14 protein-coding genes are annotated in these 15,222 nt (G+C 67.6%); 2 read left to right on the forward strand and 12 right to left on the reverse strand.

Features of this window, described 5'->3' with window-relative positions; genetic code table 11:
• Window positions 1–143 precede the first annotated feature (143 nt).
• Window positions 144–926, forward strand: coding sequence for an SDR family NAD(P)-dependent oxidoreductase (locus ACZ5PO_RS00715; protein ID WP_464189237.1), 783 nt, complete (start codon window positions 144–146; stop codon window positions 924–926).
• A 109-nt stretch (window positions 927–1,035) separates the two neighbouring features.
• Here ACZ5PO_RS00715 and ACZ5PO_RS00720 read toward each other — a convergent pair whose 3' ends face one another.
• From ACZ5PO_RS00720 to ACZ5PO_RS00755, 8 genes are all read right to left on the reverse strand, one after another.
• A complete protein-coding gene (locus tag ACZ5PO_RS00720) occupies window positions 1,036–1,752 on the reverse strand; it encodes a sulfotransferase family protein (protein WP_464189239.1) in 717 nt (238 codons plus the stop codon).
• 242 nt (window positions 1,753–1,994) lie between these two features.
• Entirely contained in the window at window positions 1,995–3,104 is a 1,110-nt protein-coding gene (locus ACZ5PO_RS00725; RefSeq protein ID WP_464189241.1) for a type 2 periplasmic-binding domain-containing protein, read from the reverse strand.
• A 97-nt stretch (window positions 3,105–3,201) separates the two neighbouring features.
• On the reverse strand, window positions 3,202–3,846 hold the full coding sequence (locus ACZ5PO_RS00730; protein WP_464189243.1) for a 5-bromo-4-chloroindolyl phosphate hydrolysis family protein: 645 nt from the start codon (window positions 3,844–3,846) through the stop codon (window positions 3,202–3,204).
• Window positions 3,847–3,874: 28 nt separating this feature from the next.
• Window positions 3,875–5,473 (reverse strand): VWA domain-containing protein, encoded by a 1,599-nt coding sequence (locus ACZ5PO_RS00735; protein ID WP_464189245.1) that lies wholly within the window; start codon window positions 5,471–5,473, stop codon window positions 3,875–3,877.
• A 33-nt stretch (window positions 5,474–5,506) separates the two neighbouring features.
• Window positions 5,507–6,580: a toxic anion resistance protein gene (locus tag ACZ5PO_RS00740; protein ID WP_464189247.1), complete on the reverse strand. Its 1,074-nt coding sequence runs from the start codon at window positions 6,578–6,580 to the stop codon at window positions 5,507–5,509.
• 116 nt (window positions 6,581–6,696) lie between these two features.
• A complete protein-coding gene (locus ACZ5PO_RS00745; protein ID WP_464189249.1) occupies window positions 6,697–8,121 on the reverse strand; it encodes a 4Fe-4S binding protein in 1,425 nt (474 codons plus the stop codon).
• A complete protein-coding gene (locus ACZ5PO_RS00750; protein WP_464189251.1) occupies window positions 8,111–8,434 on the reverse strand; it encodes a cupredoxin domain-containing protein in 324 nt (107 codons plus the stop codon). The genes ACZ5PO_RS00745 and ACZ5PO_RS00750 overlap by 11 nt, the downstream gene beginning before the upstream one ends.
• A gap of 11 nt (window positions 8,435–8,445) precedes the next feature.
• A complete protein-coding gene (locus ACZ5PO_RS00755; protein WP_464189253.1) occupies window positions 8,446–8,988 on the reverse strand; it encodes an iron transporter in 543 nt (180 codons plus the stop codon).
• 326 nt (window positions 8,989–9,314) lie between these two features.
• Between ACZ5PO_RS00755 and ACZ5PO_RS00760 the strand changes: the two genes are divergently transcribed.
• The gene (locus tag ACZ5PO_RS00760; protein ID WP_464189255.1) at window positions 9,315–9,809 is read left to right on the forward strand and encodes a FecR domain-containing protein; all 495 of its coding nucleotides are present in this window, start codon (window positions 9,315–9,317) and stop codon (window positions 9,807–9,809) included.
• A gap of 108 nt (window positions 9,810–9,917) precedes the next feature.
• On the opposite strand, the gene ACZ5PO_RS00765 is transcribed toward ACZ5PO_RS00760, so the two are convergent.
• The 4 genes from ACZ5PO_RS00765 to ACZ5PO_RS00780 form a co-directional block, all read right to left on the reverse strand.
• Window positions 9,918–11,306, reverse strand: a complete 1,389-nt coding sequence (locus ACZ5PO_RS00765) for an NtaA/DmoA family FMN-dependent monooxygenase (protein ID WP_464189257.1) — start codon at window positions 11,304–11,306, stop codon at window positions 9,918–9,920.
• 63 nt (window positions 11,307–11,369) lie between these two features.
• Window positions 11,370–12,431: an LLM class flavin-dependent oxidoreductase gene (locus ACZ5PO_RS00770; RefSeq protein WP_464189259.1), complete on the reverse strand. Its 1,062-nt coding sequence runs from the start codon at window positions 12,429–12,431 to the stop codon at window positions 11,370–11,372.
• Window positions 12,432–12,698: 267 nt separating this feature from the next.
• A complete protein-coding gene (locus ACZ5PO_RS00775; RefSeq protein ID WP_464189261.1) occupies window positions 12,699–13,685 on the reverse strand; it encodes an ABC transporter permease in 987 nt (328 codons plus the stop codon).
• Between the two features lie 10 nt (window positions 13,686–13,695).
• Window positions 13,696–15,189, reverse strand: a complete 1,494-nt coding sequence (locus tag ACZ5PO_RS00780) for a sugar ABC transporter ATP-binding protein (protein WP_464189263.1) — start codon at window positions 15,187–15,189, stop codon at window positions 13,696–13,698.
• Window positions 15,190–15,222 lie beyond the last annotated feature (33 nt).

Here is a 15,222-nt window from a genome sequence, read left to right on the forward strand (position 1 = left end):
GCTGTCCGCCCAGGCCGCGTCTTCGGCGGCCATTGCCGCCCTCCCCGACTTGACCTCGCCGCGCAAGCGGCATTAGGCCAGTGCGACAGGAGCATGATCAATCGTTTGATAGGCTCATGCTCTCCAGCTAGGGAGGATCCGACTTGAAGCTCGATTCATCGATTTCCGCCGTCATCACCGGCGGCGCCTCCGGCCTCGGGGCCGCCACCGCCCGGGCGCTCGCGGCCCAGGGGGTCAAGGTCGCCCTGTTCGATCTCAACACGGAGAAGGGCGAGGCTCTCGCCAAGGAGCTCGGCGGCGTCTTCTGCAAGGTCGACGTCACCTCCGACGACGAGGTCGACGCCGCCTTCGCCAAGGCCCGCGCCGCCAACGGCCAGGAGCGCATCTTGGTGAACTGCGCCGGCACCGGCAACGCGGTGAAGACCGCCGGCCGCGACAAGAAGACGGGCGAGCCCGTGCACTTCCCGATCGATGCGTTCAACCGCATCATCCAGATCAACCTGGTCGGCACCTTCCGCTGCGTCGCCAAATCGGCCAAGGGCATGCTGACCCTGTCGCCGCTCGAGGACGGCGAGCGCGGCGCCATCGTCAACACCGCCTCGGTCGCCGCCGAGGACGGCCAGATGGGCCAGGTCGCCTACACCGCCTCGAAGGCCGGTGTCGTCGGCATGACGCTGCCGATCGCCCGCGACCTGATGAGCGAGGGCATCCGCGTCAACACCATCCTGCCCGGCATCTTCAACACGCCGCTGATGAACGGCGCGCCGCAGAACGTCAAGGACGCGCTGAGCGCCTCGGTGCCGTTCCCCAAGCGCCTCGGCGATCCGGCGGAGTACGCGCAGCTCGCCATGACGATGATCACCTGCGGCTACTTCAACGGCGAGGACGTGCGCCTCGACGGCGCCATCCGCATGGCGCCGCGCTAAAGCGCCGGACGAACCCGGCTCGCGCGGCGCGCGAGCCGGGCCTCCTCGCGCGAGCGCTTCGCTAGTTGGATGACCTCATTCAATAGCGAACTGCTCTAACAGTCGTCGACTATGTGCGCTCGTCGCACAGGCGACGGTCGGCGAGTGCCGCATGCTCGTGTCCGCCGCCCGCCTGTGTTGCGCGCTCGCGGCGCCGGCCGCGCAACTGCAGCGCCTCGCGATAGAGCATCGCATCGTCCTGGTTGAGCTCGGCGATGGTGCGCCGGTCGACGCCCAGTCGGCTGAAGCGTTGGACGAACGGCTTGATGTTGGTGCGGATGTAGGCCAGCTCGACGCCGAGCCAGCGGCCCAGGTCGGCGCAATCCGCCCGATAGTGCTCCGCGACGCCGACGAAGCCGCAGCCAGCCAGCGGCAGCCCGTCGAGCTGGTGAGCCTGAATGTTCCGCTGCCGCGGGTCGCGTGCGAACTCGTCGAACGATCGCCTGTCGTCCGTATGCCGCCTGCTGTGATGATAGGCCGAGATGACGCGGTCGACCGGGTCGCGGAGGAACGTGACGAAGGACTGGGGCCCGAACCGGCCCAGATAGTCCGTCGCTTCGATATGGCCGCAGAGGAAGATCGGCCGCGTCCTAGGCAACTGGTCGACGCCGCCCGGCCATGCCCCCTCGCGACGCAGCCGCACGATCGCGGGGCTCGTCTTGGTGTCGTGCTCCCCATAGTCGAACAGTTGGACGTGGCCGGCCAGAGCCGATTCGAGCGCGGTTCGGAGCGAGGTTCCCGCCGTCTTGGGGATGTGCAGGAAAACCACGTCTCGCCGTAGAGCCATGTCGGATCACCTCGTATCTGGACGAGGTGATCGTGGGAACGCGATGCAGCCCCAACGTGGCGTGCGTGTGTCTCGATGTTTCCGGCAGCTTGCGTTTTGTATCGGGGAAATCTGAAGCCGGTGAAGGGGCGAGACAGCCCACATGACCAGATGTTGCTGCTGATCGACTCAGCACCGATACTAAATCGATCGACCTATATTGCCCGCATGCGGTTGCCCGCGGATGCGTAATGCAACGAGTTCTACGCAGCGAGCCGGTCGATCAGCGCCAGCATGGTGGCGATGTCGGGCATCGGCATGACCGCGTCGATCGTCGGCAGGATGCGGTCCTTGACCAGCGGGTCCTCGGCTTCGGCCCCGACCGTGCCCAGAGGCCCGCGAAAGCCGTGCTTGCGCCAGGCGATGTCCTGGATGGTGGGGCTCATCAGCGCGTCGATCAGCGGGTTGACCGCCGGATCGATGGCGATCAGCGGATGGGCCGAGAACACCGTCGGCTGGGGATACAGGATCACCGGCTTGACGGCGGCGGAGGCGTCGAGCCGGCGCCAGCGCGCCGCGTCCTCCAGCACCCATTCGATCAGCTGGTTCTCGTAGCCGACGACCATCGGCTGGGCGCCGGGACCGCCGGCGATATAGTCCTCGAACATCTTGCCGGAAGAGCTGGGCTTGTAGCCCATGCGCGCGAACAGGGTCCTGACCTGATCGCCGACCTGCGCCAGCGCCGCCGACGTGGCGACCTCGCCGTTGAGCAGGTTGGCGGCGAGCCCGGCGAACATGAAGCCGGAATTGGAGCGGTTCGGATCGGTGGAGATGAGGCGCGCGCTGCCGAACAGGGCGGGAACACCGAGATCCGACCAGCTCTTGTTGGCGAGCACCGCCTTGAGCAGCTTGGCGAGGTCGAGCCGGTAGCGCGTCTCCCCCTCCGGCTGCACGATGCCTGCGCCGGCGAGCCCCTTGGCGACCGATTGCCAGGAATAGACGACGATCGGCGAGTTCAGCACCACCTGATCGCGGCGGATCTTGACGCCGTTCATCCGCGCCAGATCGACGAACACCGATGACGACGGCCACAGGAACTGCGGGTTCTGATCGAGCAGCGCCTTCTCCCGCGACATCTCCACGCTGCCGGCGCGGCGCGCATCGAGCGCGAGCCCGTAGCGGCGCAGGGCCGAGACGACGTCGGGGTCGGCGACGAAGCGCTCCTTCTCGCCGCCGATGAAGCCGGTGAGGGTCGTGGTGTCCCCGAGCAGGCCACGGACCATGGGGTCGGAGCGGCCGTAGAGGACGGCGGCCGTCCCGGCGGCGCTGAGGCCGAGCAGGCCCAGGCCCACGGCGCGGCGGCTGATCGCCATTAGCGTATGATCCCAAGACGTAGATGCCGGCTTTTGGTCAAGGTCATGCTCCACGTAACCCGGAGTGGGATGATGTTTGGAAGACGATCATGCCGCTCTAAGGCGTTTCCTTCCGGGGCAAGGCTTCGGGCGAAGTGATCGGCGCCTGCGGCAGCCCGATGTCTTCGGCGAGCGAGCGGCCAAGCAGCTTGAGCTCGACGTCGAGCACCTCCAGCTCGGCCTGGGCGAAGTTGTCGGCATAGAAGGTGAAGGCCTGGTCGAGCTTGCCCAGCATGGCCTCGATCTCGCTGAGCCGTGCGGCGTCGGGACGGCGCTGCTCCTCGACGATGGCCAGCCCTTCGGCGATCTCGGCCGAGCGCGGCAGGTAATAGGTCAGGAATCGGCGCACCGCGGGCAGCTTGCCGGGCTCGGCGGCAAGCTTGTCGAGCAGCGACTGGGCCGCATCGGCCATGTGGCTCACCGTCCGCGCCGCAGCCTTGGACTTGAGCCGGCGCGAGGTGGCGCGCAGGCGGGCGATGGTGGCCTCGCCGTCCTCCACCAGCCCGGCGACGAGCTCGGCCTGCACGCGCCCGACGCCCTCCGCATCGACGCGATCGATGGCGCGCCGCGGCGACAGCAGGAAGGCCACCCCGAAATACACGCCTGCCGCGATGGCCAGCGCGACGAGGAACGGCAGCTTCAGGCCGAAGGCGACCGCCGGCAGCACGACCGCGGCGACGAGGCCGCCGATGACGTGGTTCATGCCGCTGTCGCCCCGCAACGCCATGGCGCTAGTTGTATCCCCGCACGGCCCGGAACGCATCGGCGAGGCCGGACCGGCCGTCGAACACGCGCCCGGCGGTGTCCGCCGCCAGCCGGTCGAGCTGGGACCGGTCGGCGTCGCCGAAGGTGATGCCGAACACCGGCACGTTGTGGCCGTCCCGACGCCAGTCGTCGAGGAAGGCCTGCAGGCTGCCCTGGCTTTGGCCGTCGGTCATGATGACGATGGCCGGCAGATACCGCCCGGTCCCCAGGTCCGGCGCCATGGCCTGAAGAGCGTCGCGGGCGCAGGCGTACATGTCGGTGCCGCCGCCGGCCCGCAGTTGCGTGCCCCAGGCCTTGAGGCGCGCCTGGTCGGCGGGAGCGCCGCTGCCGCGCTGCATCGGGCCGGTCGAGTTGGAGAAGGCCATCGCCCCGATCTTGTCGTCCGGAGACCATTGCACGAGGAACTCGCGGGTGGTGTCCGGGGTGAACAGGAAGCTCATCGCGTCGTGCAGCTGGCGGATGCCCTCCCCTTCCATGCTGCCGGAGACGTCGACGCAGAGCGCGGTGAGCGAGGGACGGCGCAGCGCCTCCTGGTAGAGGTTCAGCGCCGCCCAGATGACCTTGGGCTCGGGCGGGCGCACCGCCGTCACCGGCCGGCCGGGATCGAAATTCCAGGCCGGAACCGGCTGGACCGTGTCAGCACGGCCGAGGCCGATGCGCCGTCCTGTCGCGGCGATGCGCTTCTGGGCCGGGGCGGAGAGCATGAACGCCTCGAGGTCGACGACGAAGCTCTCCACCTGCTGGCCGCGGCCGCGGTCGAGATAGCCCATGGGGCTGTCGGAGATGGCGACGCCGTCCTTGGGATAGACCAGCCACAGCGGCTCGCTGCCGCGGGCGGTCAGCACGTCGTTGATCTCCTTCAGCACCGCCTCGTAGTTCCACATCGCCTGATAGCGCGTGCCGCGCTGGTCCTGGTCGAGGAAGAGATCGCCGAGCCAGCCGCTCGAGCCCGACGTGCGTTCCACCCCGGCGAGCAGCGCCCGCGCCTTGTCGCGCACCGCCGGGTTGGCGAGGTCGGCCTCGGTCAGCACGTCGGCCTCGCCCACCGCCGCCGTCAGCATCGCCAGGTAGGCGCCGGCGCCCGAGTTCGACTGTGTGGCCGACGACATCAGGAACTTGAGCTGGCCGCTGCGCACCGCCGCGATGATGTCGCCCGTCGTTACCGCGCGCGTCGTCCAGCCCAGCGCCTCGGCCTTGCCCTTGCGCACGCCGAGCACCACTGGCGTCTGCGCGATGGACTGCAGGTGCTTGACCTTGCGCCCCTCGTCGAAGAGGTCGATCCAGATCGACGCCGCCGGCCAGACCACGTCCGCGTCGAGCGGCTCGCCCTTCGATTTCAGGCCGAAGCCGATGTCGAGCGAGCCCTTGTAGACGAAGCTGCAGGTGGCGCGCCGCTCCTTGCAGAACTCCTGCACCAAGGGCTCGAGCGGCTTGTTCTCGGAGCCGGCGACGATAGTGACGGCCGGCCCCCGGTCGTTGCAGGCCGCGCCGGCGGCCGTGAGGGCCGCCGCCATGGCAATGGCGAGCAGGCGCCGGGCGCCGCGGAACCGGATCGTGCGGGCCATGGCTCCCGCTCCCCTTGCCAGCCGCGCCCCGCGTCAGCTCGGCGCCGTGGTGAGAACGGATTTGAGCTCGCCGGTGAGCTCCTCCATCCGGTGCTCCACCTCCGCCCGCTTCTGGCGGCCCTGGCGCTGCACCTGGAGCACCCCGTTGACCGTGTCGATCAGGTCCCGGTTCGTCTTCTCCAGGGTCTCGATGTCGATGATGCCGCGCTGCGCCTGCTTCTCGATGTCGATGGCCTGCTCCTTCATCATCTCGGACGCCTGGCGCATCATCGTGTTCGTCGCGTCGGTGACGGTCTTCTGCAGGTCGAGCGCCGCCGACTGGCGCGACAGGCCGAGCAGCAGCACCATCTTCTGCTTCCAGATCGGCACGGCGAGCTGGGTCGTCGCCTGCAGGTTCTCGATCAGCGTCTCGTCGCCGGCCTGGACGATGCGGATCTGGGGCAGTTGCTGGATGCCGATCTGGCGCGCCTGCTGGAGATAGAAGATCCGCTTTTCCAGCCGGTCGAGCGCCTGCAGGCCATCCTGGTAGTCCTGGGCCGCCATCAGGCCCTCGCCGTCGGTCTTGGCCGCGTCGGCGCGCACCTTGAGCTCGTTCAGCCGGCCGACCTTGAACTCCTCGGCGAATTCCTTGCCGGCCTCGATGTGCGCCTCCAGGACGAGGACGGCGCGCTTGGTCTCCTCGTGCAGCTCGTCGAGCAGGGAGATGTCGCGCCTGAGCGTATCCTTGTGGCGGTCGAGCTCGATGGTGACGCCCTCGATCTGCCCGGCCACGGTCTCGAAGCGGCCGACGAAGCGGCGCAGGCGGCTCTCGGCCGACGACACCAGGCGCTCCAGGAAGCCGGCCTTCTGGATCTCGGCTGGGTCCAGCCCACGCGCCTTCTCGATCACGTCGAGCAGGAGCTTGCCCGTGTCGCCCATGTCCTTGTTGCGGGTCTGAGCCAGGATGCGGTCGGCGAAGCCCACCACGTCGCGCTGGGACCTGTCGCCGAAGCCGGTGATCATCGCCCGGTCGCCGAGATTGATGCCGCGCTTGATCTGGGCGACGAGCCGCGGATCGGCGACGAGGGTGGGAAGCGTCTCGGTCGCCTTGGTGGGCAGCTCGGCCATCAGATCCTCCGTTGCGGCTCACCCGCCTGGGGGAATCCTACGCCGGCTCCATGGCACCTTGATGATGGTCGCGGCCAGCTCACGCGCCCGTCAAGAGGCGATGCGCCGACGCGGCGTCACCAGATCCAGAACAGCAGCACCCAGTTCCAGTCGACGAAGGCGGCAGCGGCGCCGATGCAGGCCGCGGCCAGCCCCCGCCGCCAGCCCGTGACCGACAGGCCCGCCACCCGCCAGGCGAGATAGACCGACCAGACGGCGGCGCCGCCGAGCAGCAGGGCCCGCCCCTCCTGCACGAACGGCACGTGGATGGCATCGGCCCGCAACATCGTGAAGGTGAGCGACGACAGGCCCAGGAAGACACCGCATCCGGCCAACGGAATGAGCGTCTGGGCGAAATGGTGGAAGCGCGACCAGGCCCACGGCCCGGCGGCGCGCGATGCCGCCGCCACGGCCAGCGATGTCGCCGTGCCGATCACCAGGGCGGCGATGCCGATGTAGGACAGCAGCACGAAGCCGTCGAGCAGGGTCATCGTGTCGTTCTGCGCCGGATAGTTGGTCAGCACCCACCAGGGGGCGAGCGCGTGCAGCGGCCACAGCACGCCGTTGTCGACCAACTGCTCCGCCAGCCATTGCCGGGCCTCGAGGAACCACGGGCTGGCGTTCCACTGGAAGGCGCCGATCGCGATGCCCATCATGCCGAAGAGGATGAGCAGCGTCTGCCACGGGTCCGCCTCGTCGCCGGCCACATGGACGATCTCGTGGCTCGGCGAGCGGGCGGCGAGGTGAACGGCGCCGCGGTAGCCGTCGCAACGCCCGCACATATGGCACTGGCCGGCGCCGCGCATGACGCGGATCGGCACCAACGGCGCACAGTTCACCGCCTCCGAGCGCGGCGGCTTGGACGACGTCGACCACGCCGCCCCGTCGACCTGGAAGGCCACGGGCGCCAGCTTCGCCAGGACATTGAAGACGCCGTTGACCGGGCAGAGATAGCGGCACCACACCCGCTTGTGGCGGCCGTAGACGAGGCCGACGGCGATCGCCGCGAGCGTCGAGCCGCCCAGAATGACGGCCACGGGCATGGGGTACTGATAGACGCTGACCATCTGGCCGTAGACCGTGGTCAGCGCGAAGGCGACGAAGGGCCAGCCCGGCCAGCGCAGCCAACGCGGCACGGCGCGGCCGAGGCTCCAGCGGCTGCTGAACTCGGTCAGCGTCCCCTCCGGACAGAGCAGCCCGCACCAGCTGCGGCCGACGAGCACCATGCTGAGCAGCACCAATGGCCACCACAGGCCCCAGAAGGCGAACTGGGCAAACAGCGTGAGATGCGTCCACAGATGCGCAGTCCGATCCGGCAGCGGCAGCACCAGGGGGCCGATGATCAGCATCCCGTAGACGGCGACGACGAGCCATTGCACGGTGCGGATGGTGCGCTGGTGCGTCTGCAAGGCATGGCCGACCCACTCGAGCAGCGCCGACCGGCGGCGCCGGATCGGCGCCGCGCCGGTGGTCGCAAGCAGAGTGTCGGCGCTACTTGGCAACGAGGATCGCCTCCGCTCCAGGATGGAAATCGTCGAAGAAGGTGTACTCGCCGGGATCGAGCGTGCGGATCACCAGATTGCCCGAGCTTTTCGCCGCGAGGACCTTCTCGCGGCGCAGCGGCGTGCTCTCGAACTCGGCCGGGGTATCGCCGGAGTTGGTGATCTCCAGCTTGAAGCGCGTGTTGGCCGGCACCTCCAGCCGCCGCGGCGTGATCACGCCGTTGTTCATGTCGATCTGGAACACGGGCATGTCGTCGGCCCGCGCCCCGGCGACGACGAACAAGGCAAGGCCGACGGCAAGGAGGGTGCGCATCGGTGCGCCGCTCAATAGGTGCCCTTCTTGCCGGCGCCGGCGTAGGTGAACTCCTGGTTCACCTCGAACGGCTTGAACCAGGGGCCGACGCCCGTCTCCTTGTCGACATGGCGGCCGAAATGCTGGTTGGGGCCCGGCGGCGCGATGGTGAGCTTGAGCTTGTACTTGCCCGGCCCGAAGAGCTTGACGTTGTCGCCGTAGTGGGGGCCGTCGCTGGCCACCATCTGCATCATGTCGCCCTTGACCGTCTGGCCGTCGTCGAGCTTGGTCAGCTCGTAGCCCACCTGCAGGGCCGGCACCCAGTCGCCCTCCGGCATGCCGTTCCTGTTGTCCTTGGCGGCGTGGATGTCCGCCTCCAGGTGCACGTCGCTGTCGCTGGCGGCGCGCATCATGCCCGCCGGCTCCATCTCGATCGGCTGCAGGTAGACCGCCGCGACCTCCAGGCCCTCCTGGATCACGTGCTTGCCGACCGGGACCTCCTTGGCCAGGACGGGCCCCGCCGACATCGCAAGGGCAACAACAGTGGCGTAGCCAATTTTCCGTATGCCGCACATGGACCTTGGTCTCCGTGATCGAGCGGCCTTAGGCAATATCATACGTTACGTCAAACGTCGTCCGACGCGCTATCGACATTGCAGGTATTACTTTAAATTCGTTCTAAACTCTATTTTATAATTATTCTAAACGAAGCTTCGCCCCGACCGGATACGCCCTGCCGCGTGCGCTGCCGCACCCCGACGGATCCCCCGATCCTTTAGACGTACTCGGCTTGCGGGCCATGCTCGGCTACGATCCCGCGGGGCCTCGACCGCGGCGGTCGGTCTGAAAGGATGAGGACATGGCCCGGGCCGGCGGCATATCGACTTCTTTCGGGGCAGCCATGGTTGCCGCTGCGCTCATGCTCGGTGCCGGTGCGACCGGCTCAGCCCGGGCGCAGGGGCGCGGCTGCGCCACCACCGCCTACACCGACCCGCCGCGGGAGGTGCTCTCCTGTCCGGGCGGCGTCTCGATCACCGCGCGGCGCGACAGCCAGTATCGCCTGATCGACCGCAACCGGGATGGCCGGCCGGAGGCCGCCGTGCTCACCCAGGGCGGCCTGCTCGTCGACACCCCGCCCAAGCGCGGCCCCTTCCAGATCCTGACGCCTCATGCCATCGCGTCCGTACGCGGCACCACGTGGGCCGTCTACGTCGTGCCGACGCGGACCTCGGTCTTCGTCCAGACCGGTGCGGTCGACGTGCGCCGGCCGCGCGGCCCGGGCGTCCTGCTGCGCAGCGGCGACGGCGTCGACGTGGAAGCCGGCACGGCGCCGCTGCAGGTGAACCGCTGGGGCGCCGGCCGCGCCGCCGAGTTCCTGGGCCGGTTCGGGCGGTAGAGTGTGTCCTGATCGGGTGGAACCACCCGGTCGGAGAGAAGCGGCTCCAGATTCAAGACGTTGGAACATTGCGCCGGCGGCGCTCGTGGCCGAAAGCCGGACGACCGGTCAGGATGGCCGCTTCAGGTGGAAGTGGTCGCGCAGCGTCGCGCCGGCATAGTCGGTCCGGTGGATGCCGCGCCGCTGCAATTCCGGCACGACGAGCTCGGCGAACCGGTCGAGCGAGTAAGGCAGCAACGACGGGAAGATATTGAACCCGTCCGCCGCCCCCTCGTCGAGCCAGAGTTGCATGTAGTCGGCAACCTCGACGGGATTGCCGACCACGGCGGATGTCTGCGCGATGGAGGCGTGGATGAGATCGAGATAGGTGATCCGCCGCGCCGGGTCGGTCGCAGTCAGGGTGCGCCGCGTCAGGCGCGTGATGTAGTTCAGGATCACCTGGCCGGCCGGCGTCGCCAGTTCGTAAACGTCCGGCGGCACCGGCGCATCGTGGGCGTTGCCGCGCACGTCGACGCCCAGCGCCTCGGCCGCGAGGGTCAGATTGCGCTTCGCGCCACGGCCGAGCCCGACATATTGGAAGTGCGGCTTGACGTCCTGTCCGGCCGCGGCCTGCGCGGCTGGCGCGTCCTCCGGATCCAGCGTGATCAGCCGGTTGAGCGCATCGTAGGTGGCGACCGCCTGTTCCGTGGTGTCCTCCACGATCACGATCAGGCCGGGCATGATCTTGATGTCCTGCGGCCGGCGGCCGTAGCGCTGCGCGCGGCTCTTCACGTCGCGATAGTATTCGCGCGACTCCTCGAGCACGGCATGCCCGGTGAACAGCACGTCCGCGTGGCGCGCACCGAATTCACGCGAGCTTTCGGACGTGCCGGCATGCAGCAGAACCGGGTGCGCCTGTGGCGGCCGCGGCAGGTTCAGCGCGCCGTCGATGCGGATATGCCGGCGCTCGAAGTGGAGCGGTGCAATCCCATCCGGCTTGACGTGAAATGTTCCGTCGCGTTCGACTGCGTATCCCCCATCGCCCCAGCTGTCCCAGAGACCCCGCGCGGCCTCGGTGAATTCGTCGGCCCACTCGTATCGCCTGGTCTCGTCCCAATGCTCGGTGCGGCTGAAATTGTGGGCCGCCGCCGGGTCCGCTCCGGTCACGATATTCCAGGAGGCGCGCCCCTTGCTGATGTGATCGAGCGACGCCTGCATGCGGGCCACGGTGAACGGATCGCTGTAGGTGGTGTTGGCGGTGACGACGAGCCCGAGCCGCTCCGTCACGGCGGCGATGGCGCTTGCGGTCGTGAACGGCTCCAGCCGGGACATCTGTCCCGGATTGGTCTTCGCCAGCGCCGGATCCGCCACCAGCCTGTCGCCCAGGAACATGAAATCGAACCTGGCGCGCTCGGCCGCCTGGGCCATCTGCTGAATGAACGCGATGTCGAACGCGCCGTCGCTGCGCGCCAGCGGATGCCGCCAGCCCGCGGAGTGGGTGCCGGTCGCCCAGAACATCAATCCCAGATGGAGTTGCCTCGCCTCATGGCTTCGAGCTGGTGCTGTCATGGTCGAGTGGGCCTAGCTCGCGACGCTGCGATGCGGGGCGGCGCTGCCGTGATCGGCGGCGGCAAGCACCTCCAGCAGCAACCCGTTGAGATAATCAGCCGGCGCAGGATCGATCAGCAGGCCGTCCCAGGGGCCTGCTCCCGCCGACCGGCGGGCCCATTGCCTGCGCCAGTCGTCGACCGTGCCGATGAACAGGTCCTCCTCCGGTGTCGCGCGACGAAGATGCCCGAGGGCCGCATCGTCGTCGGCGGCATGAGAAACGCCGTGCAGCACCGGGGTCAGGCGCTTCAGCAGGCGCGGTGCGCCGGCGGCAGCGGCAGCGGCCAGGCGGGCCTTGAGGCTTCGGGCTTCGGCATCACTCCGCCCGGAGACGACGATCGAATCGTATCGGCTCAGCGCCGACAGGTCGTCGTCGCCATTCGCGACCGGGCCGACGCACGCGAGCTTCGGCAAGCGGCCCTGGGGCGGCCGCGCGACGTTGAGCGGGCCGCGGACCTGGAAGAAGCGCCCGTGGTGGTCCAGCGGATGGATTTTTGTGGGATCGACAAATGCGCCCGTGTCCTTGTTCCGCAGGAACGCGCCATCTTCCCAGGTGGTGAACAGCCCCTCGATCACGGCCACCGCCTCGTCGCGCCGCTGCCTGCGGACCTCGAGAGCCGTCTCGGCCCGCTGATGATTGCCGGCGGAGTTGCCCGACTCGTCGATCGACACCAGCCACGCGGCGCGCCCGCGGCTGATATGGTCGAGCGAGGCCAGCAGCCGCGCCAGGCCGAACGGCTCCACGTAGTTGGTGTTGACCGAGACGGTCACCCCGATGCGGGTGGTTTTCACCGCGAGGAAGGCGGCCTGCGTGAAGGCCTCGAGGCCCAGACAGGCGGCGCCCGTCCCGACCGCGGATGTATCCAGCGAATCCGCGAGCACCACGCGATCGTAGCCGTGGCGTTCCAGATCACGGACGTAGGCGGCGAGACGATCGATGTCGAACGGATTGGCGGGCACGTCGGCGTCTGTGTCAGGCGTCGCTGCGGCGCGCAGCAGCAGCGCCAGCGAAAAACGCGACAGGTATCGAGGCATCGCTTGCTCTCAAGGCGAAGGTGAAGCGGTAGAATGTGCGGCGCGAGCGTTTGGCGATGTGTATCCGCGATCATCAGCATGTCAACAACAGGCTACTATAGAATAATAATTTATAAATCTGACAACACGTGGAAATAAAATCTTATCAATTGCTCATATACGGAATTTTTCTCGACTTCACCTCGCTTTGACACAAAGCGACAACGGAATCACGCAACTCAGTCCGCGTCGGCCCCTCGACGAGGCGACGTGTCGGTGCGGCGGGCATCAGCTACGTTTTCGCAGGCTCATCTGCAGCACTTCCAGCCCTGCGGCGACGACCAGGACGGAACCGGAAATGATGTTGGTGAACTCCGTTCCGATGTTCATGAGTGCCAGCCCGTTTCGAAGCACGATCAGAAACCACACGCCGAGCAGGACACGCCACATGGTCCCGCGGCCGCCCGTGAACGGGATTCCGCCAAGCAGCGAGGCCGTCAGCACGCTGATCTCCAGCCCCACTCCGAGTGTCCCCGAGGGCGCACTATCCAGGCGCGCCACGATCAGCAGCGCCCCCAGCGCGACGGCAAGGCCCGTCAGGCTGTAGAGGAGGAGGACCGTTCGCTTGACACGGATGCCAACGAGGAAAGCGGCACGCGGGTTCACGCCGATCGCTTGAACATGCTTGCCGAAAGGCGTCTTGGCGAGGACCACGAGGCCAGCCGCCGCGATGGCCAGGGCGATCCAGCCGATATAGGCGAGGTTGAAGAGCTTTCCGCTGCCCAGATCGACCACGAAGTCCGGGAAGCCGTAAATAGCGTTCGGGGCCAGGGCCAATGCGATGCCGCGCGCCGCGGCCAATCCACCCAGCGTGACGACGATCGGCGACAAGCCGAGGATCCCGATGAGCACGCCGTTCATCAGCCCCCAGCCGAGGCCGACAGCCAGGCCGCTCAGGATGCCCGCGACGACGCCCACGTGCAGGAACGCCATACCTGCGACGACGCCGACCAGCCCCATGACGGAGCCGACCGACAGATCGACATAGCCGGCCATCAGCAGCATCGCGAAGGCGACCGTGATAATGATGACCGCCGCGTTCTGGGAAATGATCGCCGCGAAGTTGTCGAAGGTGAAGAACGACTTTGTGCTCATCGCGAAGAATGCCATGAGGACGACAGTCGCCAGCGGCATCATCAAGCCGATGCCCTTGATGACGATCTGCTTGAACATCGGTCCTGACGGGAGGAAGCCCTGATCGACCTGAATGGTCATGATCTCTTTCCTAATCGGTAGTTCTGTGTTCGACGCCGATTGCCTGAGCGAGCGACAACAATTCGGCCTCGTCGACCGTCGGCTCCGTGACATGCGCAAGCCGACCATTGATGAGAATGATGATCCGGTCGGCGAGCGCTATCGCTTCCTCGGGATCGCTCGTGGCGAAGAGCACCGCGCGCCGTGGTCGTTCCACGGCGAAGGTGCGCAAGAGCTTGTAGATCTGCGCGCGAGAGCCGATGTCGACGCCTTGGGTCGGCTCATCCAGCAGAAGCAGCCGGATGTCGCGAAGGTCGGCCAGCCAACGGCCGAGCACGAGCTTCTGCGCATTGCCGCCGGAGAAGGCTGAACCGTCGATGTCCGGGTTCGCCGGCACGAGGTTCAGCTTCGACGCGGTTCCTTTGAAGGTATCCAGTTCGCGGCGCGGACGACGCCACAGGCGGGCGAGCTGAGCGTAGTGCGGCATCATCAGATTGTCTTGCGCGCTCAAGCTCGGGAACAGCGACTGGGTGAGACGATCGGAGGCGACCAAGGCGACGCCGGCCGCCATGGCTTGCGACACGGTCGCGTAGGCGAGATCGCAGTCCCCCAGGCGCAGCCGGCCCTTCCACCGCTGGCGCGCGCCGGCGATGGTTTCCAGAAGATCGGTTCGTCCGCTGCCCAGCATTCCGTAGATGCCGACGATCTCCCCTTCGCGGATACGAAGGTCGATGGGCCCGCAATAGGAGGTCTCGAAAGCCTCGAACGCCACGAGATCGTTCGACTTGACAATTCGCGCCGGCGGCTTGCCCGCGGAGGCGGCATCGGGCGAAATGGCCTCGATCATGTCGACGATGGAGACGTTGTCGCGCGGCCTGGTCCAGAGCACCCGGCCGTCGTGAAGGATCGTGACCCGGTCGGCGACTTGCATCACCTCGCCCAGCAGGTGCGTGACGAAGACGACGGCCACGCCGAGTTCGTGCGCCAGGCGTCGCACCAGGGTCAGGAGGGCGTCGACCTCGTACTTGCCCAAGGCCGCCGTGGGCTCGTCGAGGATCAGCAGGCGCGGTTCGCGGCGCACGGAGCGGGCAATCTCCACCCCCTGCTGCTCGCCGACGCTCAGATCCTGGACCAGCTCGTTGGGCTCGATCTCCAGGTTGATCCGCTTGAGGACCTCGGAGGTGATGCGCTCTTGTTCCTGCTTGTCGAGGATGTGCCAGCGCGACTTGAGCTCAGCGCCGAGGAAGACATTGTCGGCGACGGTCAACGTCGTCGCCAACTGGAAGTGCTGGTAGATGATGGAGATGCCTGCCTCCAGGGCTTCGCGCGGCGCGAAGCCCTGGAATGCCTTGCCATCGACCTGGATGCTGCCGGATGTCGGCTGGACGGCACCGCTGAGACATCCCAGCAATGTCGATTTTCCAGCTCCGTTCGCTCCCAGCAGCGCGTGCACCTCGCCCGGCATGAACTCGAGGTTGACGCCCCTGAGCACCTCTGTCGTTCCAAAGGACTTGCGGAGATCCACCAGCTTGATGGACGCCGTGGAAGCGCTCATCTC

It is taken from the genome of Chelatococcus sp. KU-N122 (genome assembly GCF_055391085.1).

Bases quoted from the DNA above. Each gene is read 5' to 3' on its own strand.
- ACZ5PO_RS00770 (WP_464189259.1), bottom strand. From the start codon at position 12,431: ATGCCTCGATACCTGTCGCGTTTTTCGCTGGCGCTGCTGCTGCGCGCC.
- ACZ5PO_RS00735 (WP_464189245.1), bottom strand. From the start codon at position 5,473: ATGGCCCGCACGATCCGGTTCCGCGGCGCCCGGCGCCTGCTCGCCATT.
- ACZ5PO_RS00740 (WP_464189247.1), bottom strand. From the start codon at position 6,580: ATGGCCGAGCTGCCCACCAAGGCGACCGAGACGCTTCCCACCCTCGTC.
- ACZ5PO_RS00730 (WP_464189243.1), bottom strand. From the start codon at position 3,846: ATGAACCACGTCATCGGCGGCCTCGTCGCCGCGGTCGTGCTGCCGGCG.
- ACZ5PO_RS00725 (WP_464189241.1), bottom strand. From the start codon at position 3,104: ATGGCGATCAGCCGCCGCGCCGTGGGCCTGGGCCTGCTCGGCCTCAGC.
- ACZ5PO_RS00760 (WP_464189255.1), top strand. From the start codon at position 9,315: ATGGTTGCCGCTGCGCTCATGCTCGGTGCCGGTGCGACCGGCTCAGCC.
- ACZ5PO_RS00755 (WP_464189253.1), bottom strand. From the start codon at position 8,988: ATGTGCGGCATACGGAAAATTGGCTACGCCACTGTTGTTGCCCTTGCG.
- ACZ5PO_RS00750 (WP_464189251.1), bottom strand. From the start codon at position 8,434: ATGCGCACCCTCCTTGCCGTCGGCCTTGCCTTGTTCGTCGTCGCCGGG.
- ACZ5PO_RS00775 (WP_464189261.1), bottom strand. From the start codon at position 13,685: ATGACCATTCAGGTCGATCAGGGCTTCCTCCCGTCAGGACCGATGTTC.
- ACZ5PO_RS00765 (WP_464189257.1), bottom strand. From the start codon at position 11,306: ATGTTCTGGGCGACCGGCACCCACTCCGCGGGCTGGCGGCATCCGCTG.
- ACZ5PO_RS00720 (WP_464189239.1), bottom strand. From the start codon at position 1,752: ATGGCTCTACGGCGAGACGTGGTTTTCCTGCACATCCCCAAGACGGCG.